General features: G+C 58.1%; 21 protein-coding genes. 8 read left to right on the forward strand and 13 right to left on the reverse strand.

What is annotated here, in order from left to right; genetic code table 11:
- Positions 1 to 73 precede the first annotated feature (73 nt).
- The 3 genes from ACR0L4_RS19900 to ACR0L4_RS19910 are packed head-to-tail and all read left to right on the forward strand — an operon-like array spanning position 74 to position 4,191.
- The gene (locus tag ACR0L4_RS19900) at positions 74 to 1,060 is read left to right on the forward strand and encodes a glycosyltransferase family 2 protein (protein WP_480514777.1); all 987 of its coding nucleotides are present in this window, start codon (positions 74 to 76) and stop codon (positions 1,058 to 1,060) included.
- A complete protein-coding gene (locus ACR0L4_RS19905; protein ID WP_480514778.1) occupies positions 1,057 to 2,757 on the forward strand; it encodes a DUF5927 domain-containing protein in 1,701 nt (566 codons plus the stop codon). Before ACR0L4_RS19900 ends, ACR0L4_RS19905 begins: the two co-directional genes overlap by 4 nt.
- 6 nt (positions 2,758 to 2,763) lie before the next feature.
- Positions 2,764 to 4,191: a nodulation protein NodH gene (locus ACR0L4_RS19910; protein ID WP_480514779.1), complete on the forward strand. Its 1,428-nt coding sequence runs from the start codon at positions 2,764 to 2,766 to the stop codon at positions 4,189 to 4,191.
- A gap of 7 nt (positions 4,192 to 4,198) precedes the next feature.
- Here ACR0L4_RS19910 and ACR0L4_RS19915 read toward each other — a convergent pair whose 3' ends face one another.
- The 8 genes from ACR0L4_RS19915 to hslO form a co-directional block, all read right to left on the reverse strand.
- Entirely contained in the window at positions 4,199 to 4,717 is a 519-nt protein-coding gene (locus tag ACR0L4_RS19915; RefSeq protein WP_170752095.1) for a L,D-transpeptidase family protein, read from the reverse strand.
- A gap of 57 nt (positions 4,718 to 4,774) precedes the next feature.
- On the reverse strand, positions 4,775 to 5,560 hold the full coding sequence (locus tag ACR0L4_RS19920) for an ion transporter (RefSeq protein ID WP_480514780.1): 786 nt from the start codon (positions 5,558 to 5,560) through the stop codon (positions 4,775 to 4,777).
- Positions 5,561 to 5,574: 14 nt separating this feature from the next.
- Complete coding sequence (locus ACR0L4_RS19925; protein ID WP_480514781.1) at positions 5,575 to 6,804, reverse strand: class I SAM-dependent RNA methyltransferase; 1,230 nt, start codon at positions 6,802 to 6,804, stop codon at positions 5,575 to 5,577.
- Between the two features lie 39 nt (positions 6,805 to 6,843).
- Positions 6,844 to 8,676: an ABC transporter ATP-binding protein gene (locus ACR0L4_RS19930; protein ID WP_480514782.1), complete on the reverse strand. Its 1,833-nt coding sequence runs from the start codon at positions 8,674 to 8,676 to the stop codon at positions 6,844 to 6,846.
- The gene (locus ACR0L4_RS19935) at positions 8,673 to 10,511 is read right to left on the reverse strand and encodes an ABC transporter ATP-binding protein (protein WP_480514783.1); all 1,839 of its coding nucleotides are present in this window, start codon (positions 10,509 to 10,511) and stop codon (positions 8,673 to 8,675) included. Before ACR0L4_RS19935 ends, ACR0L4_RS19930 begins: the two co-directional genes overlap by 4 nt.
- Positions 10,512 to 10,701: 190 nt before the next feature.
- Entirely contained in the window at positions 10,702 to 11,856 is a 1,155-nt protein-coding gene (locus ACR0L4_RS19940; RefSeq protein ID WP_480514784.1) for a CCA tRNA nucleotidyltransferase, read from the reverse strand.
- Positions 11,853 to 12,467, reverse strand: coding sequence for a CoA pyrophosphatase (locus ACR0L4_RS19945; protein WP_170752083.1), 615 nt, complete (start codon positions 12,465 to 12,467; stop codon positions 11,853 to 11,855). The genes ACR0L4_RS19940 and ACR0L4_RS19945 overlap by 4 nt, the downstream gene beginning before the upstream one ends.
- Positions 12,442 to 13,428: an Hsp33 family molecular chaperone HslO gene (gene hslO / locus ACR0L4_RS19950; protein WP_480514785.1), complete on the reverse strand. Its 987-nt coding sequence runs from the start codon at positions 13,426 to 13,428 to the stop codon at positions 12,442 to 12,444. Before hslO ends, ACR0L4_RS19945 begins: the two co-directional genes overlap by 26 nt.
- A 76-nt stretch (positions 13,429 to 13,504) precedes the next feature.
- On the opposite strand from hslO, the gene ACR0L4_RS19955 reads away from it, so the two are divergent.
- Positions 13,505 to 13,948 (forward strand): NUDIX hydrolase, encoded by a 444-nt coding sequence (locus ACR0L4_RS19955; protein ID WP_170752079.1) that lies wholly within the window; start codon positions 13,505 to 13,507, stop codon positions 13,946 to 13,948.
- On the opposite strand, the gene ACR0L4_RS19960 is transcribed toward ACR0L4_RS19955, so the two are convergent.
- Complete coding sequence (locus ACR0L4_RS19960) at positions 13,945 to 15,216, reverse strand: PP2C family protein-serine/threonine phosphatase (RefSeq protein ID WP_480514786.1); 1,272 nt, start codon at positions 15,214 to 15,216, stop codon at positions 13,945 to 13,947. The two genes, ACR0L4_RS19955 and ACR0L4_RS19960, sit on opposite strands and share 4 nt — an antisense overlap.
- Before the next feature lie 160 nt (positions 15,217 to 15,376).
- Here ACR0L4_RS19960 and ACR0L4_RS19965 point away from each other — a divergent pair, with 160 nt between their 5' ends.
- Positions 15,377 to 15,706 carry an Hpt domain-containing protein gene (locus tag ACR0L4_RS19965; protein WP_480514787.1) on the forward strand — a complete coding sequence of 110 codons (330 nt, stop codon included), beginning with the start codon at positions 15,377 to 15,379 and terminating at the stop codon, positions 15,704 to 15,706.
- Here the strand turns inward: ACR0L4_RS19965 and ilvA are convergent.
- The gene (gene ilvA, locus ACR0L4_RS19970) at positions 15,703 to 16,929 is read right to left on the reverse strand and encodes a threonine ammonia-lyase IlvA (protein ID WP_480514788.1); all 1,227 of its coding nucleotides are present in this window, start codon (positions 16,927 to 16,929) and stop codon (positions 15,703 to 15,705) included. The two genes, ACR0L4_RS19965 and ilvA, sit on opposite strands and share 4 nt — an antisense overlap.
- A gap of 57 nt (positions 16,930 to 16,986) precedes the next feature.
- Positions 16,987 to 17,796 carry a hypothetical protein gene (locus ACR0L4_RS19975; RefSeq protein ID WP_170752071.1) on the reverse strand — a complete coding sequence of 270 codons (810 nt, stop codon included), beginning with the start codon at positions 17,794 to 17,796 and terminating at the stop codon, positions 16,987 to 16,989.
- A gap of 91 nt (positions 17,797 to 17,887) precedes the next feature.
- On the opposite strand from ACR0L4_RS19975, the gene ACR0L4_RS19980 reads away from it, so the two are divergent.
- From ACR0L4_RS19980 to msrA, 3 genes are all read left to right on the forward strand, one after another.
- Positions 17,888 to 19,114, forward strand: coding sequence for an argininosuccinate synthase (locus tag ACR0L4_RS19980; protein ID WP_480514789.1), 1,227 nt, complete (start codon positions 17,888 to 17,890; stop codon positions 19,112 to 19,114).
- A gap of 137 nt (positions 19,115 to 19,251) precedes the next feature.
- A complete protein-coding gene (locus tag ACR0L4_RS19985) occupies positions 19,252 to 19,533 on the forward strand; it encodes an SCP2 sterol-binding domain-containing protein (RefSeq protein ID WP_170752067.1) in 282 nt (93 codons plus the stop codon).
- A gap of 341 nt (positions 19,534 to 19,874) precedes the next feature.
- Positions 19,875 to 20,546 carry a peptide-methionine (S)-S-oxide reductase MsrA gene (gene msrA, locus ACR0L4_RS19990; RefSeq protein WP_480514790.1) on the forward strand — a complete coding sequence of 224 codons (672 nt, stop codon included), beginning with the start codon at positions 19,875 to 19,877 and terminating at the stop codon, positions 20,544 to 20,546.
- On the opposite strand, the gene ACR0L4_RS19995 is transcribed toward msrA, so the two are convergent.
- Positions 20,543 to 21,415 carry a ribokinase gene (locus ACR0L4_RS19995; RefSeq protein ID WP_480514791.1) on the reverse strand — a complete coding sequence of 291 codons (873 nt, stop codon included), beginning with the start codon at positions 21,413 to 21,415 and terminating at the stop codon, positions 20,543 to 20,545. The genes msrA and ACR0L4_RS19995 overlap by 4 nt on opposite strands.
- Positions 21,416 to 21,418: 3 nt before the next feature.
- Positions 21,419 to 23,674, reverse strand: coding sequence for an NADP-dependent malic enzyme (locus ACR0L4_RS20000; RefSeq protein WP_480514792.1), 2,256 nt, complete (start codon positions 23,672 to 23,674; stop codon positions 21,419 to 21,421).
- Positions 23,675 to 23,684 lie beyond the last annotated feature (10 nt).

Here is a 23,684-nt window from a genome sequence, read left to right on the forward strand (position 1 = left end):
GGCAACAGGTCCGGGGATGCTCGCGTCAATATAAAGGTTGGGCAGTCACGTGAGCCTTTGGGAGTCATATCGTATGAGGTTGCGGCGCAAGCGCCGTCTTGTGCGATGTGTCCAAAGACGTCGTGATCTCAAGCCCGTCAGCACCAACACGGCCGCCATCCGCCCAAACGATATCTTGCTGATGAGCGTCATCCGCAACGAGAAAATCCGCCTTCCCTATTTTCTGGACTATTACCGCAAGCTGGGCGTGGATCATTTTCTGTTTGTGGACAATGACAGCGACGACGGCAGTCTGGAGTTTCTCAGCGCGCAGCCTGATGTATCGGTCTGGTGCACAAAAACCAGCTACAAGAAGGCCGCATACGGGCTGGACTGGTCCAACTATCTTTTGCGCAAATACGCGCATGGGCATTGGGTTCTGACGGTCGACCCGGATGAGTTCTTTATATACCCGTTCTGCGACACGCGTCCGATCCGCGCACTGACCGACTGGCTCGACAGCTGCGCCGTGCGCAGTTTCGGGACAATGCTGATCGACATGTACCCCGAAGGGCCGGTCGATGCCGAACCCTACCAAGAAGGTCAGAACCCGTTTGAAATCGCCCGCTGGTTCGATGCCGGAAACTACATGATCACCAAGAATCCCGACTACAAGAACCTATGGATTCAAGGGGGACCGCGGGCACGGGTGTTCTTTGGTGACAACCCTTGGAAAGCGCCAGCGCTGAACAAGATACCCTTGGTCAAATGGGATCGGCGCTATGTCTACATCAGCTCGACCCATTCCCTGTTGCCGCGCGGTTTGAACCAGGTCTACGACGAATGGGGCGGTGAAAAGACCAGCGGGGCGCTGCTGCACGCCAAACTGATCAACACCTTGGGCGAAAAAGCACATGAAGAAGTTCAAAGGGGCCAGCACTATCGCAGCTCTGGTGAATACAAAGCTTATGCCGCTCAGTTGCAGGAACAACCTGTCTTCCGTTGTGATTGGTCCGAGCAATACATCAACTGGCGGCAGCTTGAGATTCTCGGCCTCATGTCGAAGGGAAACTGGGCGTGAGTTCTTTGGGCATCATCATGCTGGTCCACACTGCGCTGGATCGGGCGGAACAGGTGGCGCGTCACTGGACTGCTTCGGGATGCCCGGTGGTGATCCATGTGGACGGCAAAGTGTCGAACGGGGTGTACCATCGGTTTGTGGCATCCTGCGCGGACAACCCATTGATCCTGTTTTCGGAACGACACAAATGCGACTGGGGGCGCTGGGGCATCGTTGCGGCCTCGCAATCGGCATCCGAGCAGATGCTCGAAACCTTTCCGGATGTCCGCCACGTCTTTTTGTCGTCGGGGGCCTGCCTGCCGTTGCGCCCGGTTCAGGAGCTGATCGACTACCTGTCTGACCGCCCTCGGGTCGATTTCATCGAAAGCGCGACAACCGCCGACGTCAGCTGGACGATCGGTGGCCTGGACCATGAACGCTTTACCCTGCGGTTTCCGTTTTCATGGCGAAATCAGCGCAAATTGTTTGACGCCTATGTCAAACTCCAACGAGCATTGGGAATGCGCCGTCGCATCCCCGACGGCCTGACCCCGCATATGGGCAGCCAGTGGTGGTGCCTGACTCGGCAGACCCTTTCGGCCATTTTGCAGGACCCCAAACGCAAGATCTATGATCGCTATTTCCGCCACGTCTGGATACCGGATGAAAGCTATTTTCAAACTCTTGCCCGGCTCTATTCCACACATATTGAAAGTCGCTCGCTCACTTTGTCCAAATTCGACTATCAGGGGCGCCCGCACATTTTCTATGATGATCATCTGCAATTGCTGCGCCGGTCGGACTGCTTTGTCGCCCGCAAAATCTGGTGGCGTGCTGAACGCCTGTACCAGTCCTTTCTGACCGATCAGGCAGGTGCGATGAAACCCGCCGAGCCCAATCCCGGCAAGATCGACCGTGTCTTTTCAAAAGCGGTCGAGCGGCGCACGCGTGGGCGCGACGGGCTCTATATGCAAAGCCGCTTTCCCCGTCACGGCAGCGAGAACGGCCTGACGTCCTCGCCATATTCGGTATTTCAGGGCTTTGCCCAAGTGTTCGAAGACTTCGAGAGCTGGTTGAGCGCGACGACCAACACACGGGTCCACGGGCATTTGTTTCACCCCGACCGGGCTCAGTTCGCAAATGGTGAGGCCATCACCAACGGGGCGCTGAGCGACTGTGCGACCCTGCGCGACTATAACCCGACCGCCTTTCTATCGAACCTGATCTGGAACACCCGCGGCCAGCGTCAGTGCTTTCAGTTCGGCCCCGGGGACACGCAAGACATCAACTGGTTTCTGGCGCGGGACAAAAACGCACAAATTTCGGTGATTACTGGTGCCTGGGCTATTCCGCTGTTCCGCTCGAACAGCAATTTTGCAGACATTCGCTGCGAAGCTGCCCGGCTGCAACGCGTTGAGACAAAACAGCTTGAAGTGCTGACCTCGGTCTGGACAAAGGCCAGAGTCCGAAGCTGGTCATTGGCTGATTTTATCGAGGCACCGATGGAACCGCTTCAAACTGTTTTGGATGAAATCGGTACGCAACATGCCAGTCATTTGACCGAAGCGCCGGTCATGGTTGATCTGTCCGGCTTTGGGCAGTTCCTTCAAAACCTGAAGAACCAGGGCATGCACCCCCAACTGATGGGAGATTTTCCTGTCGACGACGTGTTTGGACATCAAACCAAACCCTACCGTAAACCCTATCTGGTGCAGTGATCCTTTATGCGCGGTCTGTTTGAGTATTTCGTCATTCTGGCTGCCATGCGAACCGGCTCGAACCTGCTGGAAGCCAATCTGAACCGGATGGACGGCGTGACCTGCCATGGCGAGGCATTCAATCCGCATTTCATCGGCCGGGTGAAATCGGATGAGATTTTAGGCCTGACACTGGACAACCGGGACGAAGACCCCGTCCGGCTGCTGACGGCTATCCGCTCGGAACCGGATGGTTTGCACGGGTTTCGGTATTTTCAGGACCACGATCCACGCGTTTTGCAACATGTTCTGGACGACCCGCGCTGTGCAAAGATCATTCTGACCCGCAACCCGCTGGACAGCTACCTGTCGCTGAAGATCGTCCGGAAAACCAAACAGTGGCAATTGAAGAACATCAAGCGCCGGCTTGAAGACCAGGTTGAATTCGACCCGACCGAGTTCTTGGACTATCTCGACACTCTCACGATTTACCAGACTTCGGTACTGAGCCAGCTGCAAAAAAGTGGCCAGACCGCATTCTGCATTGATTATGACGACCTGAACGAATTGGATGTTCTGAACGGCCTCGCCAAGTGGCTCGGGGTCAAAGGGCGGTTGACCGCGCTGGATGACACGTTGAAACCGCAAAACCCCTCTGCCGCCGTTACCAAAGTGACAAACCCCAATGAAATGATGCGGGCTTTGTCCGACATTGACCCGTTCGCACCGCACCGCATCCCCGATTTTGAGCCGCGGCGGGACCCGGACGTCGTGCACTATTTTGCCGCCGCCAAGACGCCCTTGATGTTTCTGCCCATCCCCGGCGGGACAGAGCCTGCAATTGCCGAATGGTTGGCGAAACTGGACGGTTGCGAGCTGCAATCTCTGCTCACCAACCGCGATCGCGACAAAAGAGAGGAATGGATGAAAGCCCATCCCGGGCATCGTAAATTCACCGTGCTGCAGCACCCCATCGTCCGTGCCCACAGTGCATTTTGCCAGTATGTCCTGGCCAAGGATCACGACAGCTATGCTGAAATCCGCCATATGCTGCGCAATCGTTTCAAACTGCCGATCCCCGGGCAGGTGCGGGCAAAGAACTATTCAAAAGAGCAGCACTATGAGGCCTTCGCAGCCTTTCTGATCTTTCTGCATCACAATTTGAACGGTCAAACCCCGATCCGGGTCGATCCCATGTGGTGCAGCCAGTCGAAAGTGATCGAGGCAATGGTCAGTGTCGCCCTTCCCGACCTGATCCTGCGCCAGGACAATTTGAACACAGACCTCCCCAATCTGGCCCAAGCCATGGGTCATGAAAACCCACCAATCCCCCGGACTCCAACGCCCGACACGCCCTATGAGCTGTCCGATGTCTACGACCGGAAACTGGAAGCGCTGGCGGCCAAAGCCTACCAGCGCGACTATTCTAAGTTCGGTTTCGGCAACTGGAGGTGACGCTGCCCTAGGGACGCAGGGTGATCAATGTGCCTTTGTTGACCATGGCATAGATCTCTTCCATCTCGTCGTTCTTGACGGCAATACATCCCGCCGTCCAATCCGGCGTCTTTTTTGCGCGCCGCAGCTCGGACCGCAGGTTGGGCTGGCCATGAATGAATATATCCCCGCCCGGGTCTAACCCTGCCGCCTTGGCCTGTGCGACGTCTTGCGAGTTGGGGTAGGAAATTCCCAGCGACAGATGATAGCGGCTGCGCGGGTTCCGACGGTCAATCAGATAGGTGCCCTCGGGCGTGCGTCCGTCGCCACGTTTTGTTTTCGTGCCGTTGGGCGCAAATCCCAGATCAACCTCATATTCCCGCAAAACCTGCTGGTGGTGCAAAAGGTAAAGTTTGCGCGCGCCCTTGTTGACGACCAGCGAGGTCACCTCGGGCCCTTCATAGGACAGAAATCTCGGGTTGGCTGAGGCACAAGCCGAAAGGCTCAGCGTTGCCATCGCCCCCAATCCAAATGCTCGACGATCCATGTTTCACTGCCTGCTGCTTTTTTTCGGGTATTATGCCAAAAAAAATAAAAACTGAAATCACTTTTTGCTGTTCGAGTGCTCAATTAGGCGGCGTTCGATGGTCTCCAGCCTCTCAAGTACCTCGTCACGGTAGGCGTCGGTTTTTACTTCATCTTCGGCGTGGTGCGCGTCCTGCATCGAGTTCACGATCAGACCGACCAGCAAGTTCACCACGGCAAAAGTCGTGACCATGATGAACGGAACAAAGAACAGCCAGGCATAGGGATAGACCTCCATCACCGGGCGCACGATGCCCATGGACCAGCTTTCCAGCGTCATGATCTGGAACAGCGTATAGGCGGACAGGCCCAGATTTCCGAACCAATCGGGGAAGGAAAATGAGAACAGTTTGGTCGAAATCACCGCGCCGATGTAAAATAGGATCGCCATCAGCAGGAACACGCTGGCCATGCCCGGCAGGGCCGAGATGAACCCTTCGACCACCCGGCGCAAGCGCGGGGCGACCGAGATCACACGCAGAACCCTCAGGATTCGCAGCGCCCGCAGGACGGACAGGCCACCCGCGCTTGGAACAAGCGCGATCCCGACAATAGTAAAATCAAACAGATTCCAGCCGCTTTTGAAGAAGTTGCGCCCGGTGGCAATCAGTTTCATGGTGATCTCGGCAACAAAAACCGCCAGACACACCTTGTCCAGCAAGACAATCAGAGGGCCCGCCGCATCCATCAAGACAGGCGATGTCTCCATCCCCAGCAAAATCGCATTGAATATGATCACGGCCGTGATGAAGCGCCCAAAGGCGGGGGCCTCGATGATGGTCAGCAAGCGCTGTTTGAACCCCATGGGTCGCGGTCTCCTTAAGATGCGGGGTTCAGCACAAACCGCGCGGCCAGTTCCGTATGTGACGACCATCGAAATTGGTCAACAACCTGTACCCATTCAAGGGCGTAGCCTGCGGCAGAAAGCGTTTTTGCGTCCCGCGCAAAGGTGACCGGATTGCACGAAACATAGGCAATCACCGGGCGCCGGGCCTCGGCCACTTGTGCGACTTGTGCCTCGGCACCAGCCCGCGGTGGGTCCAGAACAACCGCATCGAACCCTTTCAACTCATCCGGCATCAACGGACGCCGGAACAGATCACGCGTTTCGGTCGAGACACGTTTCAAGCCTGTTGCCCGGCGCCAGCCCTGATCCAGGGCCTGCGTCATCGCAGCGTCCCCCTCGACCGCGTGAACTTCGGCCATCTGGGCCATCGGTAACGAGAATGTTCCGCTGCCTGCAAACAAATCCACAATGCGTTTTGCCCCTTGCGTCGCTTGCAAAACAGCCTGTGTTAGAGCCTGTTCACCGTCCTTTGTGGCCTGCAGAAAAGCCCCGGACGGAGGGACGGCCCCGGCGGTTCCAAACCGCTGGACAGGTGGTTGCCGCATCGCAATAACCTCCCCATCCCAGCTGAGCCGGGCCAGCCCGTGTTTCTCGGTCGCTTGTGCAAGCGCCAGCTCTAACGGTCCGTCCAGAGGTTTGCCCCCTGTAACAGCGACATCCAGCCCGCCTTCGGACAGGGTCAGCGTTGCGGCCAGAACAGCTTTGCGGCTGCCGCCCAGTATCGCCAAAGCTTCGGCCACGGGGATCGCGGCGATCAGCGCCGGGTCCAGAAGGTGACACTCAGGGATTTCCGTGATCGTGTCCGAAGCACGCCCGTGAAACCCGGCAAGCGTTCCTTTCTTCGTCCGCCTTACAGCAACCGTCGCGCGCCGACGCGACCGCTCGGGTGATGTGTGGATCGGACGCATCGGTGCCTCCAATCCCTGCGCAGCCAGCGCAGTGGCGACAATATCAACCTTCCAATCCGCAACAAACCTATCTGAGGCATGTTGCAGCTGGCACCCCCCACAGGCCTTGTAGTGGCGACAAGGCGCCTTGACCCGTTGGTCAGACGGGGTTTCCACCCGGATATCGGTCAGCAGCTGACCGACCAGAGTGCCTGCTACCACTTCACCGGGCAGGGTCCGAGGTGCATAAACGGGGCCATCTGCGATACCGTCGCCCTGATGGCCGAGGCGATTTATGGTGAACTGCTGCGTCATAGGGGGCCTGATAGCCGGGCTTTGTCCGCAACAAAACCCTTATTCCGCAGCCTCAGCCTGAATGAAACCGCCGGACTGACGGTGCCAGAACCGGGCATAAAGCCCACCCTGATCCAGAAGCGCCTCATGCGTGCCGGTTTCGACGATCCGCCCCTGATCAAGAACAACGATCCGGTCCATTTCGCTGAGTGTGGACAGGCGGTGCGCGATGGCCAGAACGGTTTTGCCCTGCATCACCCGATGCAAGGCGGTCTGAATCGACGCCTCAACCTCGGAATCCAGGGCCGATGTCGCCTCATCCAGCACCAAAATCGGTGCATCCTTCAGAATGGCACGGGCCAAGGCGATCCGCTGGCGTTGCCCCCCGCTGAGCTTAACGCCCCGCTCGCCCAGATGTGCATCATAGCCTTTGCGACCCTGCGCGTCTTCGAGGCCAAGAATGAACTCATGCGCTTCGGCCTTTTCAGCGGCCTCGATCATGTCGGTCTCGGATGCATCCGGGCGACCATACAGAATGTTCTCGCGCGCTGAGCGGTTGAACATGGCCGTTTCCTGCGTGACCATGCCGATCTGACGCCGTAAACTGTCCTGCGTCACCTGCGACACATCCTGACCGTCAATCTGGATGGTGCCGTTTTCCCCTTCATAGAGCCTTAGCAGCAGCGAAACGAGCGTCGATTTTCCCGCCCCCGACGCCCCGACAATGCCCAGCTTTTCACCCGGTTCAATTGTCAGGCTCAAGTCCGATACGCCACCAATATCCCGGCCATAGGCAAAGCTGACCGCGTCAAAACTGATACCGCCTTCGCTGACCTGCAAATCCTTGGCCTGCGAAACGTCTTCGACCCGGTCCCGTTTGGCCAGTGTCTTCATCCCGTTTTCGATCTCGCCGACATTGGCATACAGACCCATCAGCGTGAAACTCACCCAACCGGTCATCTGTGCGATGCGGATCGAAACCGCGCCCGCCGCCACGATATCTCCGGCGGTGGCCATACCCGACTGCCACAGCCAAAGTGTCGCGCCCAGCAGCAATACCGGTAAAATCCCCGCCAGCGTCATCAGGATGAACCGGAAGCTGGCAGAGAGCTTGCCGAAATCCAGTGACCGTTCGCGCAATTCAACCATCGAATCCCGCGCAGCCTGATCTTCGAACGCGGAATGGGCAAACAGTTTCACCGTCTTGATATTGGTGATCGTGTCCACCACCTGCCCCGACACCATTGCCCGTGCCCCGGCCCGCGCGGCCGAGCGCATACGGATACGCGGCAGATACCAGCGGACCAGCAGGAAATAGACCGCCAACCAGGCGGCAAAGGGCAGCATGACCAGTGGATGAATAGACCCTAACAAAAGCAATGACCCCACCAAAGAGGCCAAAGCAAAGACAATCGCACTGATCGTTTCGGACACGACCGAGGCCATCGCGTTCGATGTTTGCATCTGTTTCTGTGCAATTCGTCCCGCGAAATCATCATCGAAATAGGTCACCGACTGCCCCAGCGTCCAGCGGTTCAGCTTGGCCAGAACCAAGGGCGTGATATTGGGCATAACGATGTAGTTGTTCGATACAGAAGACAGGCCGAACAGGATCGGACGCAGCAGCATGAAAAAGGCCACTGCCCCAAGGATCATCCACAAATTGGCGGCGGTCAGAAAATTCTCGGGTCCGCTTGCGGTCGCCACATCGATCACGCGGCCCAGGATCCAGGCCGTCCCCGCCTCCATCGCCCCCGCTATGGCCGAGAAGAAGGCCGCAACAAACAGCATCGGCCAGGCCCCTGACAGGCTCCAGCGAATGAACGCCCCCAACGATTGTGGTGGGGGCGTTTCGATGTTCTTGAACGGGTTGATCAGGTCGGCAACCCTCATTCCGCGGCCTCCGGGTTCATGAAGCCGCCAGATTGCCGCGCCCAGAACTGAGCGTAAAGGCCACCTTGCGCCAGAAGATCGGAATGTGCGCCCTCTTCCACGATGCGACCACTATCCATTACCAGAATACGGTCCATCTGCGCGATGGTGCTCAGTCGATGGGCAATGGCGATCACTGTTTTTCCTTGCATCATGCCGTACAGAGTTTCCTGAATGGACGCTTCAACCTCGGAATCTAGGGCGGAAGTTGCCTCATCCAACAACAGGATTGGCGCATCTTTAAGGATCACCCGCGCCAGTGTCACCCGCTGCCGCTGACCACCGGACAACTTCACGCCACGCTCGCCCACATGCGCGTCATAGCCCACACGCCCCTGCGGGTCTTGCAGGTCAAGGATGAATTCATGCGCTTCGGCCTGTTTGGCGGCAGCAATCATCTGATCTTCGGTCGCGTCTGGACGGCCATACAGGATATTGTCTCGCACGGACCGGTGCAGCAAAGCACTGTCTTGCTGCACCATTCCGATATGACTGCGTAGACTGTCCTGAGTGACGCCTGCGATGTTCTGCCCGTCGATCAGGATCGCACCGCGTTCGACATCGTAAAACCGCAAAAGCAGCTTTACTAGGGTCGATTTTCCGGCACCCGAACGCCCGATCAGACCGATCTTTTCACCGGGTCGAATGACCATGTTGATATGATCCAGCCCACCGGTTTCACGACCGTAATGGTGCGAAAGATCGCGGATTTCGATCTCACCCGTGCTCAGTTGCAGCGGCTTGGCGGCGGGCACGTCCAGCAAATCGATGGGCTGAGCAATGGTCTCCATCCCTTCGGCCACGATACCAAGCTGGCGGAAAAAGCTGGTCAACGCCCACATGATCCATCCGGTCATGGCGTTCAGGCGCAGGGTCAGCGCCGTTGCTGCCGCGACCACACCAACCGAGGCAGAGCCCTGCATCCACAATGCAATCGCCCAGCCGACAACGCCCACGATCAACATCCCGTTCAGAGTGACCAGAACCGCATCCATGACGGTGAAGATCCGCATTTCGACCTGGAATGTCCGGCGCGTTTCCTCGATCGCTTCGCGGGCATAGTCCAGTTCTTGCGGGCCATGAGCAAACATCTTGACCGAGTGAATGTTCGTGTAGCTGTCGACAACGCGCCCCGTAACGGTTGAACGCGCATCCGATGCCGCCTTGGACGCCGGGCCAACACGCTGCACTGTCCACCGCACCAACAAAGCATAAAGCGCGAACCAGATCAGAAGCGGAATCAGAAGACGCGGGTCCGCGGCATACAGCAGGATCGCCGCGCCGATCAGATAGGCCAGCGAGAATGAGATCGCGTCAAAGACCTGAAACACCACCTCGCCGGCGGCGGGTGGGGTCTGCATGATCCGGTTGGCAATCCGCCCGGCAAAGTCGTTTTCAAACCACCCAACCGATTGGCGCAAAACATGTTTATGCGCGCGCCATCGAATCAGAGTGCCAAAGTTCGGCAGGATCGTGTTGTTCAGCAGCAGAACGTCGATCAGATGCAGTAGCGGACGCAGCAACAGAACAAAAGCCGCCATCAGCAGCAGCTCTGTTCCGTGGTTCTGCCAGACATCTGTCGGGCTGTCGCCCAACAGATCGACCACACGGCCCATGTAGTAGATCAAACCGATCTCGACACCCGCCACGATGATCGAGATTAGCGCGGCCCACAAGAAAACGCTGAAGAACGGACGTGAATACTCGAGCATGAAAGGCCACAGCCGGGTGGGTGGCGTGTCGGTCTCAGTATAGGTGACAAATGGGTCAACGAGGTTTTCGAAATAGCGAAACATGGAAAGTGCTCCGATTGAGCATTAGTGTAGACATGCGAAAAGAATGGCGCCTGAACACCACCCTATACGGGGCAGGTGTCGCGGCTTTAGCCGAACCAAATCCCGTAATACATTCGCATTCCTCCATCCATGTGACAGGCGCACGTAACCACAAACTTGTTAGCTTGTCATCCCCTTTTGAGACTTCCCGTCAGCTGGCCAGCAGATCCTCGCGGGTCAGCGTGAAACCGGATGCGATCCAGCGCGCCTCAAGCTCGGCCAGTTTCTTGCCCAGCGCGGGACCAGAAAAATCCGGGATCAGATCAGCGGCTTTCACAGGAAAGACCGCAGCAGCTCCGCTGTGCAACTGGGTTCGCAGGTCCTCGGACCAGGGCTGTTCGAAGAATGCGCAGCGCAACAGAGTTTCATGCAGGCCACCTTCGTCACCGTACCGATAACCCAACTCAGCGACGCTGGTCGCAGCCTGCGCTTCGTCCCGCATCCGGGTCAAACGCTGCAGTTGCGCACGGCTCAGGCGCAAGCTTGCCGCATCCTCGGGCGTGGCGATGGCCGCAAGGCGGCGCACCGGATCGGGTGGTGTATCGGCGGTCTGCTCGATCTCAATCAGTGGTGCCAAGGCGCGATTATCCGCTCCGGGCAGCACATGAGTCAGTACGCCCGCGCTGCGCATCGCGGCAATAGACGGTGCGGGGTCGGGTGCGCCCAGAAGCTTGAGAATCTCGGCACCCACGCGCTCACGCGAAAGCGCCGACAGCCCATTCAGATTGGTGGCAATCGCCGCCAAGGCGTCCGGATCGAACCCGGCATCGGCATCGCCATACCAGGCGTGAAACCGGAAATAGCGCAATGAGCGCAGATAGTCCTCGCGGATGCGGTTTTCAGCCGTTCCAATGAATCGCACCCGTCGCGCTGTTAGGTCCGAAAGACCAGAAAGCGGGTCTAACACGGTCCCATCGGGCCGGGCATAGATCGCGTTCATGGTGAAATCGCGCCGCGCCGCGTCCTCTTCAACCTTGTCTGAAAACGCCACAACCGCACGGCGACCATCGGTTTCAACATCGCGACGGAACGTTGTGATCTCATGCGGGACATGGTCGCAGACCACGGTGATCGTACCATGATCGATCCCCGTAGGAATCGCCTTGAGGCCCGCTTTTTGCGTCAGCTCGATAACCCGTTCGGGTCGGGCGTCAGTAGCGATGTCAATATCCGACACTGGTGCGCCCAGCAGCGCATTTCGAACACAGCCACCAACGAACAGGGCCTGCGCTCCTGCATCGGTCAGGGCTGAGCAAACCCTTTGAGTTGCCGGGTCCGAAACCCAGGCGGCGCTGATCTGCATCATTCATTCACCCGTGCCGCCAAGCCGCGCAATATGCGGGCGGTCGCGCCCCAGATGTAATAGGGGCCATAAGGAATGGCGAAGTATTTCCGCCTTTGGCCACGCCATCGGCGCGACTCAATCACATAATTCGCGGGGTCCAGCACATGTGCAAGCGGAACCGAAAAAACCTCATCCACTTCCCCCGGCTCGGGCACTGGATCGAACCCGTGTCGGATGACCCCAACCACGGGCGTCACAGAAAAAGAGGTCACTGTCTCATGGATAGGCAGAAAGCCAAGAACTTCGGGCAGGTCAGATGGCAAGCCGATTTCCTCACGCGCTTCCCGCAGGGCGGCGGCAGTGACATCCGCATCCGTTTCCTCCTGCTTGCCGCCGGGAAAGGCAATCTGGCCAGGGTGGTGTTTCAAAGCCGAGGAGCGTTTGGTCAGGATCAGCCTGGGCGCACCATCAACAACTGAAATCGGCACCAGAACCCCAGCAGGGCGCAGTTTACGCCCGGGCGGCAAGACGGTTTCAGGGTTCAGGTCAAAGTCACTGGACCCGTGACCGGGGCGGCCCAATGCCGCCCGGATCTGTTCGCTGGGGTCATGCACCTTTGGCGTCTTCGGCATCGAACCCCACCGTGGCAGGGTCCAGCACGTAATGAGCACCGCAGAACTGACAATCGGCCGTGACCTCACCCTCGGCCGTGGTCATCTTTTCGATGTCCCTGGCCGAGTAGATCGACAGACTCTGGCGCACACGGTCTTCCGAGCAGGTACACCCGAATTGCACAGACTGCGCGTCATAGACCCGCGGGCTTTCCTCATGGAACAGTCGAATCAGCAGGTCGGTCGGCGCGACCGAGGGGCCAATCAGTTCCAAGTCCTCAACCGTATCCAACAGGATGTTGACGCGGCCCCAGTTCTCACTCTCTTCGCCGACAACAAGGTCATTGGCGGTCAGAATCTCCCCGGTGCCTTCACCGGACGCCGCGAAGGGAGAGGCCTTGGGCATGTGCTGCAACATGATGCCACCTGCACGCCAGTGTTCCCCCACGCCGGGTTCGGTCGATTTGCCAAAGCTCAGCGAAAACCGGGTCGGCAACTGCTCGGACTGGGCAAAATACGCCTCGGCACAAGCCGAAATCGAGCCGCCGGCCAGAGGAGTGATCCCCTGATAAGGCTGTGTGCCTTCGCCCTGATCGATCATGATCGCAAAGTATCCCTCGCCCACCTGATCAAACGGCGCGCTGTCGGTCAGACGATCCCGGTCGAAACTGGCATAGGCGCGGATGCGGGCCGGTTCGCCTTCGACCTTTGGTGCATAGTAGTCGGTGGCGATCATGCGCACCGCACCCTTGGATTGCACCTGCAACGACAGTTTCCAGCGCAACGAGACGGTCTGGCCGATCAAAGCGGTCAGCAGGGCCATCTCGGCCACCAATGCCTCGACCTGTTCGGGATAGTCATGCTGTTTCAGGATGCCGTCCAGCACACCATCCAAACGGGCCACGCGGCCACGCATGTCCGATACATCGAGTTGAAAGGGCAGGACGGTATCGTCCCACGCGATTTTTGTTCCAAGAGACATGGGGTTTCCTTACACGCCACAGGTTGGCATACCGGCACCATATAGGTCGCAGAGATTGGGTTTTAAGGGGCCATACATGATCAGACGGTTCGGCGAAAGCCCCGAGGCCGGGCGGAAATACACGCGACGGGTCGGTGTATATGCATTGCTGCCCCGCGACAGACACCTGCTGTTAACTTGCCAGACCGAACCGGGACCGGATCTGCAACTTCCGGGCGGCGGGATTGACCCCGGCGAATCGCCGATCACGGCGCTGCACCGCGAGGTATTCGAAGAAACCGGCTGGCTTATCGCGTCCCCCCGTCGGCTGGGCGCGTTTCGGCGTTTCACCTATATGCCCGAATATGACCTGTGGGCGGAAAAAGTCTGTTTGATCTATCACGCGCGTCCCGTGCGCCGCATGGGCCCACCGACCGAAGACTTTCACGAGGCGCTCTGGATGCACACCGCCGATGCGGTTGATTTGCTGGGAAACGATGGGGATCGCCATTTTGCAGCCCGGCACCTTAACAGTCTTTAGATCCCATTGTATTCAAAGAACACGGCGGACACATCGTCCCCCATAGCCTCACCGGGTGACATCACCTGGGTCAGGCGCCAGAACAAGTCGTCCAGAAATTCGGACCCGCCGCGCCCTGCCGTACATTGCAAGGCCATCTCGCGCAGCCCCTCTTCATCCAGCAACCCGCCTTCGGCCAGATGGCATTCGGTAAACCCGTCCGAATACAGCAAAAGCCGGTCGCCCGGGCGCAATTGCGTTTCGATCTGCTGGTATGTCACATCCGGGATCAAACCAATCGGCAATCCGCCTTCGCCCAGAAACTCGGTCCTGCCATCCCGGCGCAGCACCAACGGGTGCGGGTGCCCGGCCTGAACCATCTTCAAATGCCCATTGCGCAGGTCGACAATGGCGTAGACCATCGTAAAGTATTCTTCGATCCCGGCATCGGCCAGCAAACGTGCATTCATCATCTCGGCCACCTCTTCTGGTGGCAAGAGGGCGAAGAACTTGTCGAAACGACGTTCCATCGCCACGTTCTGATCGAAATGCGTGCTCGACAGATACCCCCCCAGCCGCGCCGTCATCATGGCCGAGGTGATGCCATGACCTGACACATCAATACTGTAGAACCCCAAGCGATTTGGCCCGGGTGAGAACATGCCCACCAAATCGCCGCCAATATGCCCGCACGGCTTCAGCAACAGGCTGACCCGTGACCTTCCAAACTCTCGCGTGAGTTCAGGAACCAGCGACTCCTGGATTTTTCGAGCCTGAATCAGGTCTTTGTCGATGGCATCATGGGCCAGTTTCAACTCTTCCAATGCGGATTCGATCAGGCGATTCTTTTCAGACAGCTCACGCTGCATGTCCAGAATACGCGCTCCGGCCGAGATCCGCGCGCGCAGTTCATCCGCTTCAAGCGGCTTGATCAGAAAGTCATCGGCGCCCGCATCAAGACCGCGCGCCACCTCCTGCTTTTCGCTTTTTGAAGTGAGCAGGATGAAATAGCTGTAGTGCTCTGCCTCCAGCGCACGAAAGGCACGGCAGAACTCCAGCCCGCTCATCCCCGGCATGACCCAATCGCTCAGCACAAGATCGGGCGCGGCGTCGGCACACAGGTCAAGTGCCGCCTCACCATTGTCGGCTTCAAGCACTTCAAACCCCCACTTCTTGAGCGAGGCCACAAGAATGCGCCGTTGCAGGCGGCTATCGTCAACGACCAGCACCTTGCGGATTGCGCCGAAGTCCAGATCTGATCTGGCTTCCTCAAGACTAGCCACTGGCACCCTGCAACCCCCAACGCCTTATTCCTGTTCCGGGACAAGATGAACCTAGCGCCCTTGAGTTTAACATCCGGTGAAGGCCGTCAGGCCGACGACCTTAACCCTGCATTTACCGGCTATCGGCTAACAAGGGTCAGCCCCAATCCGACGCAGGAGGATGACCATGATCCATTGGCCCCGGGTCCAACAGTTGCGGGACGAGGTTGGCCCCCAGGAATTCGAGGAGGTCGTCGATATCTTTTTGGACGAGGTGCAAGAAGTGATCACGCGCCTGCACGCAGATACCAAGCGAAGCGATCTGGAACAAAACCTGCATTTCCTCAAGGGCAGCGCGTTGAGTCTGGGGTTCGATCACTTCTCGAAGCTCTGTCAGGATGGGGAACGTCAGGCTGCAGCCGGTCAGGCATCAGATGTGAATCTACCCGAAATCCTTGCAGCCTATGACGCGTCGATATCCGTGTTTCAAACCGAACTGGCCCAAAACCTTGGCTAGATCACGAACTGCGCCAGGGTTTCATCTTCGGTGATGTCGGTATAGGTAAAGCCCGCCTCATCCAGATGGGCGGACAAACGGGCAAAATTCTCTGGCTTGCGGGTTTCGATCCCGATCAGGACCGACCCAAAGTTACGCGCCGATTTCTTCATGTATTCAAACCGGGCAATGTCGTCTTCGGGGCCCAAAATATTCAGGAACTCTTTCAAGGCACCGGGACGCTGCGGCAAGCGCAGGATGAAGTATTTCTTGACGCCGGAATAGCGCTGCGCACGTTCCTTGACCTCGGGCAGGCGTTCGAAATCGAAATTCCCGCCTGAGGTCACACAAACGACCGTCTTGCCGCGAATAAAACTCTGCACATCGGCTACCGCTTCGACAGCCAAGGCGCCAGCCGGTTCAAGAACAATGCCTTCGACATTCAGCATCTCGATCATCGTTGTGCAGATGCGATCTTCCGACAGGACCAGAACATCCGACAGGTGGCGGTCTTTCAGCAGGTCGAACGGTTTTTCCCCGATCTTTCCAACGGCGGCGCCGTCAACGAAATTGTCCACATGATCCAAAACAACCGGATGCCCTGCAGCCATGGCAGCGTGCAGACACGCTCCGCCTTTCGGTTCGACAAACAGGCAATGCGTCCGATCTCCGAACCACGTCGCCACGCCCGAGGACATGCCGCCCCCGCCGACAGGAAGGATCACATGATCCGGCACGCGGCCAAGCTGTTCCTCGATCTCGACCGCAAGCGACGCCTGCCCTTCGATCACATCTTCATCGTCGAAGGGCGACAGGAAATGCCCCCCCTCATTCGAACACCAGGCTTGCGCGGCGGCCAGCGTATCATCGAAATAGTCGCCGCTCAGGTGGATCTCGATGTTGTCGCCTCCGAAGATGCGGGTTTTCTGAATTTTCTGCTGCGGCGTTGTCACCGGCATGAAAATCACGCCACGCACATTCAGGTGTTTGCACATGAAGGCCACGCCCTGCGCATGATTGCCCGCACTGGCACAGACAAACAGGTCCTGCCCCTGCTGCTTGCGCATGGCGTTGAACGCGCCCCGGATCTTGTAGGACCGTACCGGGCTGAGGTCTTCACGCTTGAGCCAGATATCCGCGCCATAGCGGTCCGACAAATGGGCATTGCGCTGCAACGGCGTGGGCGGAAACACTGTGCGCATCGCCTGTTCGGCGGCGCGGGCGCGGGTCATGAAATCACTCATGGCCGCTTCACTGCCGCATCAGCGCGATAAGGGCAAGGAATACATATGTGTACGCGGCTATCGCAGAGCGCGGTTTTCAATGATGTGGCCGTAAAGGGCTGTCATCATGGTGATACCAAGCATCAGCAAAAACCATTGCGCGACCAAGAAGTAGACAAGACCATCAATGATAGGACCGAGAGGCGTCAGAAGCAGCAAATTCGGAATTGCCGCAAGAATTCCGACGCAGAGCGCAGCCGCAAATATGGGTTTTGAGTATTCCTTAGTCGCACTCCACGAGTCCGGGACACGCATGTAGAGCCCGAGGGCCGCAGCCGGAAGCACAAGGGAAAGTCGCATCCATATGTATGAAACGACGACACCCAGCAGAAATCCAAGAAACGAACCGTCATTGGTTGACACATCGCCTCCATTGAAAACGGCTGCAGGTATCAAAAATACCAAAAGAGCGGCAAAACAAAGCAACAAACTCAACGGGATGATCCTAAGAAAAGCCCCAGAATATGCCCACATTCGATCGCTCTTCCAGTCCGGCCAAGCCAAACTCGGCTCGACTCCTTCAAGAATATAGCGGTGCCAGCCAACGGCTACCCATACAAGCACTATGAGATAGGACGATAGGAGTGCAATAATACCAACCCACGCCATCGGTGATTGTTCTAAGCCATTGGTTTCGATTGCAAGCTCCGCAAGGACAAGAAGCAAGACATATGTCAGGACGACCAGCGACACAAAGGGCAGAAGGCTGATCTTCAACGCGTGCGATATATTGTCGATCAACATCAGAACGGCATGTCTAAACAGTCGATAGCCCAACATACCAAACCAACCCTCAACTATTCCTTGTTCTTTGTTCGCCTGTTTCACCCCAATTCCCGTCCTGCGTCAACGCACATAACTTGCCCCCAGCTGCAAAACCCGCTAGGGGCCAGTCGTTCTACGCATAAAGGGAAGTCAGATGTCCGCGCCCAAGAAAGTTGTTCTGGCCTATTCCGGTGGCCTTGATACCTCGATCATTCTGAAATGGCTGCAGACCGAGTATGGCTGTGAGGTCGTGACCTTCACCGCTGATCTGGGTCAGGGAGAAGAGCTGGAACCCGCCCGCCAAAAGGCCGAGCTGCTGGGGATCAAGCCGGAAAACATCTATATTGAGGATATCCGCGAGGAATTCGTCCGCGATTTCGTCTTCCCGATGTTCCGTGCCAATGCGCAATATGAAGGCCTGTACCTGCTGGGCACGTCGATCGCGCGTCCGCTGATCTCGAAACGTCTGGTTGAGATTGCCGAGGCGACCGGTGCGGATGCCGTGTCGCACGGCGCGACCGGCAAGGGCAACGATCAGGTGCGGTTCGAACTGGCAGCCTACGCGCTGAACCCAGACATCAAGGTGATCGCCCCGTGGCGCGAATGGGACCTCTCCAGCCGCACCAAATTGCTGGAATTTGCCGAAGCAAACCAGATTCCGATTGCCAAAGACAAACGGGGCGAGGCGCCCTTCTCGGTCGATGCCAACCTGCTGCACACCTCGTCCGAGGGCAAGGTTCTGGAAGACCCCGCTGATATGGCGCCCGACTATGTCTATCAGCGCACCGTCCACCCCGAAGACGCGCCGAATGAGCCCGAATTCATCGAGATCGGCTTTGAAAAAGGCGACGCGGTCAGCATCAATGGCGAGGCGATGAGCCCCGCAACCATCCTGACCAAGCTGAACGAATATGGCGGCAAGCACGGCATTGGCCGTCTCGATCTGGTCGAAGGCCGGTTCGTGGGTATGAAGTCGCGCGGCATCTACGAAACCCCCGGCGGCACCATCCTGCTTGAGGCGCATCGCGGCATCGAATCCATCACCATGGACCGCGGTGCGATGCACCTGAAAGACCAGCTGATGCCGCAATATGCGGAACTGATCTATAACGGTTTCTGGTACAGCCCCGAACGCGAAATGCTGCAGGCTGCCATCGACAAATCGCAAGAACATGTCACCGGCACCGTGCGTGTGAAACTGTACAAAGGTCTGGCTTCGACCGTGGGCCGTTGGTCTGATCACTCGCTCTATTCCGAGGCACATGTGACCTTTGAGGAAGACGCGGGCGCCTACGACCAAAAAGATGCTGCGGGCTTTATCCAGCTGAACGCCCTGCGGCTGAAACTGCTGGCAGCACGCGACAAACGGCTGTCGAAGTAATCCCCGCAGGTTTTCAGATGCGAACCCCAGCACCCGAACAGGCGCTGGGGTTTTCTTTTGTTCAACCGACCCGGCGTCATGCTTGCCGGGTGTCAGGCGATGTCTTTACGCATGGGTCAAGTTTGAAAGGACAGACAATGCTGCAAGAGATCGCCGACGGAATTCAAAAAGGGTTGGACGGGAAAAACTTTGACGGCTCGCTGAAATTCGATTGTGGCGAAGCTGGCGTTATAGTGCTTGCTGACAATACCGCCACCACGCAAGACCGGGACACCGACTGCACCATCCGCATTTCACAGGACAACCTGACAAAGCTGTTGACCGGTAAACTGAACCCAATGACCGGCGTAGCCATGGGCAAACTCAAGATTTCGGGCAATATGGGGGTGGCCATGAAACTGGGACAATTGCTGGGCTAGTCGTCGCCCCAATAGTACCCGATCACGTCATTCCCGGTCGTCGCTGCCAACCCGTTCAGCACGTTGTCGGAATCGTTGAATTAGACACAGACGTGGTTGACCGCGAATGGAACACCGCGCCGTTTTGACCAATTCTGCGCCGCCAAACCGGAAGTTGGAGCAAAGCTGCCGTCTTTGGCCGCACAGGATATCACTCTGGCGTACAAATGGTTCCAGGAACGGGCGACCTCACACGGATCAACCGCCGGATAAACTCGTCTCACCAGCGCGTGACAATCCATGTCAGGCGATTGCGTGAGTGGAAAACTCCGGGCACCGTGGGTCTCGAAAGGAGACTTGCCATGACCCGTGCTACCTCTCTCGATTTTATCAAACCCGTATTGCTGTTCGTTCTGATTGCCCTGGCTGCGATGCTGCGCGCCGTGCCCGCACCTGCGGCTGGAACCGAAACGCTTACAGTGGCCGGTGGGTGCTTTTGGTGTGTTGAATCCGATTTCGAATCCGTTCCCGGTGTTGTCGAAGCTGTATCCGGATTTACCGGCGGGTCCGTTGCCAATCCAACATATGATCAGGTCACCAAAGGCGGAACCGGCCACTACGAGGCCGTACAGATCACCTTCGACCCGGCCCGCGTTTCTCGGGAAACGCTGCTGAACATGTTCTTCCGGTCGGTTGATCCGACGGATGCAGGCGGTCAGTTCTGTGATCGGGGCGAAAGCTATCGCACCGCGATATTTGTCTCTAACACAGGGGAAAAAGCGCAAGCCGACCAAGCCAAGGCGCAGGCACAGGCTGCTTTGGGTCAGAAAATCGTGACACCCATCATACAGCAATCGACCTTTTACCCGGCCGACGCGTATCATCAGGACTACTACAAAGGGGACAAGCTGGTCTTCACCCGCTTTGGACCCAAACGCCAAAAGAACGCCTACAAAGCCTACCGCACTGCCTGCGGCCGGGATGCGCGTGTGAAACAGCTTTGGGGCACAGATGCGCCCTTTGCGGGGTCTTAATCAAACTGCGCGTCACGCACTTCGCGCAGATCCGGGATGACATCCGCTGTACCGTGCCGCGTGACCATCAGGGCCGCGGCACGGTTTGCTTGCAAGATCGCCTGTTCCATCGGCATGCCCCGGTCCATCCCAGCCAGAACATAGCCGGTGAAGGTGTCGCCTGCCCCGGTCGTATCAACAGCCTGAACCTTATGTGCCGCAAACTCCATCGGCTCGCATCCTTGCTGCAAATACCGCGCGCCTTTTGCGCCCAGGGTGACAATCACGTGCCGAACGGGCAAATCCGCCGCGTCCAGCCCGGTTTCCTGCCTCAATTGCTCGGCCTCAACCTCGTTCAGGATCAGAAAATCCAGATACGGTACAAGATCCTGCACCGCCTGCGCCTGAAACGGAGCTGCTGCATAGCAGACTGTCAGGCCAAGCTCATGCCCTAACCGGGCGGCCTCGACCTGTGCATTGGTTTCGTTTTGTAGAACCAGAAGGTCTCCGGTGCTGGCGGACGCAAGAGCCTGCCCGACCTGAGCCGCCTTCAATGCGTGATTGGCGCCGGGAAACAGAATGATCAGGTTTTCGCCCTGCGCGTCGACAGCAATGATGGCATGGCCTGTCGGCACATCAACTTCGGCGATGAAGCGCGTATCCACCCCATATTCGGTTAACCGATCCTTGGCCCAGCCTCCGTCCGGCCCGACGGCACCGACATGGCTGACCCGCGATCCGGCCCGCGCCCCTGCAACCGACATATTGGCCCCTTTGCCGCCCAGAAACCGGTCAAGCGCGCTGGCTGCCAAGGTTTCCCCCGGCGTGGGCAGATGCGGCAGGGCATAAACCATATCCGCATTGATCGAGCCGAGATTCCAGATTGTCATGGCTCACCCAATATCGCAGGAGGCCAGAATGGCCATATTCAGGATGTCATTGGCGGTCGACACGGTCGAGCAGATCTGGATCGGCTTATCGACCCCCGACAGGATCGGGCCAATCACTGTGGCCCCGCCCATTTCCTGCATCAACTTGGTCGAGATCGACGCCGAGTGCCGTGCGGGTACGATCAGGATATTGGCCGGTCCGGTCAGGCGCTGAAACGGGTAAACGGCCTGCTGGTCCACGTTCAGCGCGACATCCACGGTCATTTCGCCTTCGTATTCGAAATCGACGCCCCGTCGATCCAGAACTGCTGGCGCTCGGTGCATTTTCTCGGCCCGTTCCGACACTGGATAGCCAAAGGTTGAAAAGCTGACAAAGGCCGCGCGCGGTTCCAGCCCCATATGGCGGGCCACAGCGGCAGAACGCTCAGCGATATTGGCCAGATCTTCTTCATCTGGCCATTCGTGCACCAGAGTGTCCCCGATCAGAACGATCCGGCCCTTGTGCAGCAACGCAGTCACACCCGCTGCGCCATGTGCTGCATCGGCGTCGAACACGTGGTTGATCCGATCCAGTACATGCGCCGATTTCCGGGTGGCACCAGTCACCAGACCATCGCCATGCCCATGCGCCAGCATCAGCGATGAAAAGACATGCCGGTCACGCGCTGCCAAACGATGAATGTCTTTGCGGTCAAAACCCTTACGTTGCAGGCGGTTATAGAGAAAATCAGTATATGTTTCGAGATGCGTGGTGTTGGCTGCGTTGACCACCTCAAGCTCGCGCACAGCGTCGCCCAACCCGGCCTCTTCCAACTTTGTCTTGACGTCATCTGGGCGGCCCACAACCAGCGCCTTGCCAAAGCCCGAGCGCTGGTACATCACCGCCGCGCGCAAGACGCGAGGATCGTCACCTTCAGCAAAGATCATCCGGCTTTGCGCCTGGCGCGCACGGGCGTTCAGTCCGCGCAGGATGCTGGCGGTCGGGTCCATGCGCGATTTCAGGCTCAGCTCATAGGCGTCCATGTCGATGATCGGACGCCGCGCCGCACCCGTATCCATCCCCGCCTTGGCCACAGCCGGCGGAATACGGTGGATCAGGCGCGGGTCAAAGGGCGTCGGGATAATGTAGTCTCGACCGAAAGTCAGCGATTTGCCATAGGCCATCGCAACCTCGTCCGGGACATCTTCGCGCGCCAGACGGGCCAGCGCATGGGCACAGGCGATCTTCATCTCGTCATTGATCGCGCGGGCATGGATGTCCAGCGCACCGCGGAACAGATAGGGAAAACCCAACACGTTGTTCACTTGGTTCGGATAATCGCTGCGCCCGGTGGCAACGATGGCGTCAACGCGCACCTCATGCGCCTCTTCCGGCGTGATCTCAGGGTCCGGGTTCGCCATGGCAAAGATCACCGGGTTGTCGGCCATGCTGGCCACCATATCCTGCGTCACCGCGCCTTTGACCGAGACGCCCAGGAATACGTCGGCGCCGTTCATGGCCTCCTCCAGCGTGCGCAGGTCGGTGGTGATCGCGTGGGCCGATTTCCACTGATTCATCCCCTCGGTCCGGCCCTGATAGATCACACCCTTGGTGTCACAGACGATGCAGTTCTCATGCCGCGCGCCCATCGCCTTGAGCAGTTCGATACAGGCAATCCCCGCAGCGCCCGCACCGTTCAGGACGATCTTAACATCTTCGATCTTCTTGCCCGAGATATGCAGAGCATTCAGCAGGCCCGCGGCACAGATCACCGCTGTGCCATGCTGATCGTCGTGGAAGACGGGGATATCCATCTCTTCCTTCAAGCGCTGTTCGATGATGAAACACTCGGGTGCCTTGATGTCTTCCAGATTGATGCCGCCAAAGGTCGGCCCCATCAGACGCACGGCGCGGCAGAACTCATCCGGGTCTTCGGTGTCCAGCTCGATATCGATCGAGTTCACATCGGCGAAGCGTTTGAACAGGACCGATTTGCCCTCCATCACCGGTTTTGAGCCCAGCGCGCCTAGGTTACCAAGACCCAGCACCGCCGTCCCGTTCGAGATCACCGCGACCAGATTGCCCTTGTTGGTATAGTCATAGGCCGTTTCCGGATTTTCCGCGATTGCTTCACATGGAACAGCCACGCCGGGGCTGTAGGCCAACGACAGATCGCGCTGCGTGGTCATGGGAACGGTGGCCTGCACCTCCCACTTGCCGGGGGTTGGGTCCAGGTGAAAGGCCAGCGCCTCTTCGTTGGTGATCTTCGCTTTGGGCATGTAACGGGCC

The organism is Ruegeria sp. AB5 (assembly GCF_056542645.1).

Coding starts and splice junctions, on each gene's coding strand:
- ACR0L4_RS19995 (WP_480514791.1), bottom strand. CDS start 21,415: ATGACAATCTGGAATCTCGGCTCGATCAATGCGGATATGGTTTATGCC.
- ACR0L4_RS19930 (WP_480514782.1), bottom strand. CDS start 8,676: ATGAGGGTTGCCGACCTGATCAACCCGTTCAAGAACATCGAAACGCCC.
- ACR0L4_RS19965 (WP_480514787.1), top strand. CDS start 15,377: ATGATCCATTGGCCCCGGGTCCAACAGTTGCGGGACGAGGTTGGCCCC.
- ACR0L4_RS19955 (WP_170752079.1), top strand. CDS start 13,505: ATGATCAGACGGTTCGGCGAAAGCCCCGAGGCCGGGCGGAAATACACG.
- ACR0L4_RS19980 (WP_480514789.1), top strand. CDS start 17,888: ATGTCCGCGCCCAAGAAAGTTGTTCTGGCCTATTCCGGTGGCCTTGAT.
- ACR0L4_RS19900 (WP_480514777.1), top strand. CDS start 74: ATGAGGTTGCGGCGCAAGCGCCGTCTTGTGCGATGTGTCCAAAGACGT.
- ACR0L4_RS19985 (WP_170752067.1), top strand. CDS start 19,252: ATGCTGCAAGAGATCGCCGACGGAATTCAAAAAGGGTTGGACGGGAAA.
- ACR0L4_RS19935 (WP_480514783.1), bottom strand. CDS start 10,511: ATGTTTCGCTATTTCGAAAACCTCGTTGACCCATTTGTCACCTATACT.
- ACR0L4_RS19925 (WP_480514781.1), bottom strand. CDS start 6,804: ATGACGCAGCAGTTCACCATAAATCGCCTCGGCCATCAGGGCGACGGT.
- ACR0L4_RS19915 (WP_170752095.1), bottom strand. CDS start 4,717: ATGGATCGTCGAGCATTTGGATTGGGGGCGATGGCAACGCTGAGCCTT.
- ACR0L4_RS19910 (WP_480514779.1), top strand. CDS start 2,764: ATGCGCGGTCTGTTTGAGTATTTCGTCATTCTGGCTGCCATGCGAACC.
- ACR0L4_RS19945 (WP_170752083.1), bottom strand. CDS start 12,467: ATGCCGAAGACGCCAAAGGTGCATGACCCCAGCGAACAGATCCGGGCG.
- ACR0L4_RS19920 (WP_480514780.1), bottom strand. CDS start 5,560: ATGGGGTTCAAACAGCGCTTGCTGACCATCATCGAGGCCCCCGCCTTT.
- hslO (WP_480514785.1), bottom strand. CDS start 13,428: ATGTCTCTTGGAACAAAAATCGCGTGGGACGATACCGTCCTGCCCTTT.
- ACR0L4_RS19940 (WP_480514784.1), bottom strand. CDS start 11,856: ATGATGCAGATCAGCGCCGCCTGGGTTTCGGACCCGGCAACTCAAAGG.
- ilvA (WP_480514788.1), bottom strand. CDS start 16,929: ATGAGTGATTTCATGACCCGCGCCCGCGCCGCCGAACAGGCGATGCGC.
- ACR0L4_RS20000 (WP_480514792.1), bottom strand. CDS start 23,674: ATGCCCAAAGCGAAGATCACCAACGAAGAGGCGCTGGCCTTTCACCTG.
- msrA (WP_480514790.1), top strand. CDS start 19,875: ATGACCCGTGCTACCTCTCTCGATTTTATCAAACCCGTATTGCTGTTC.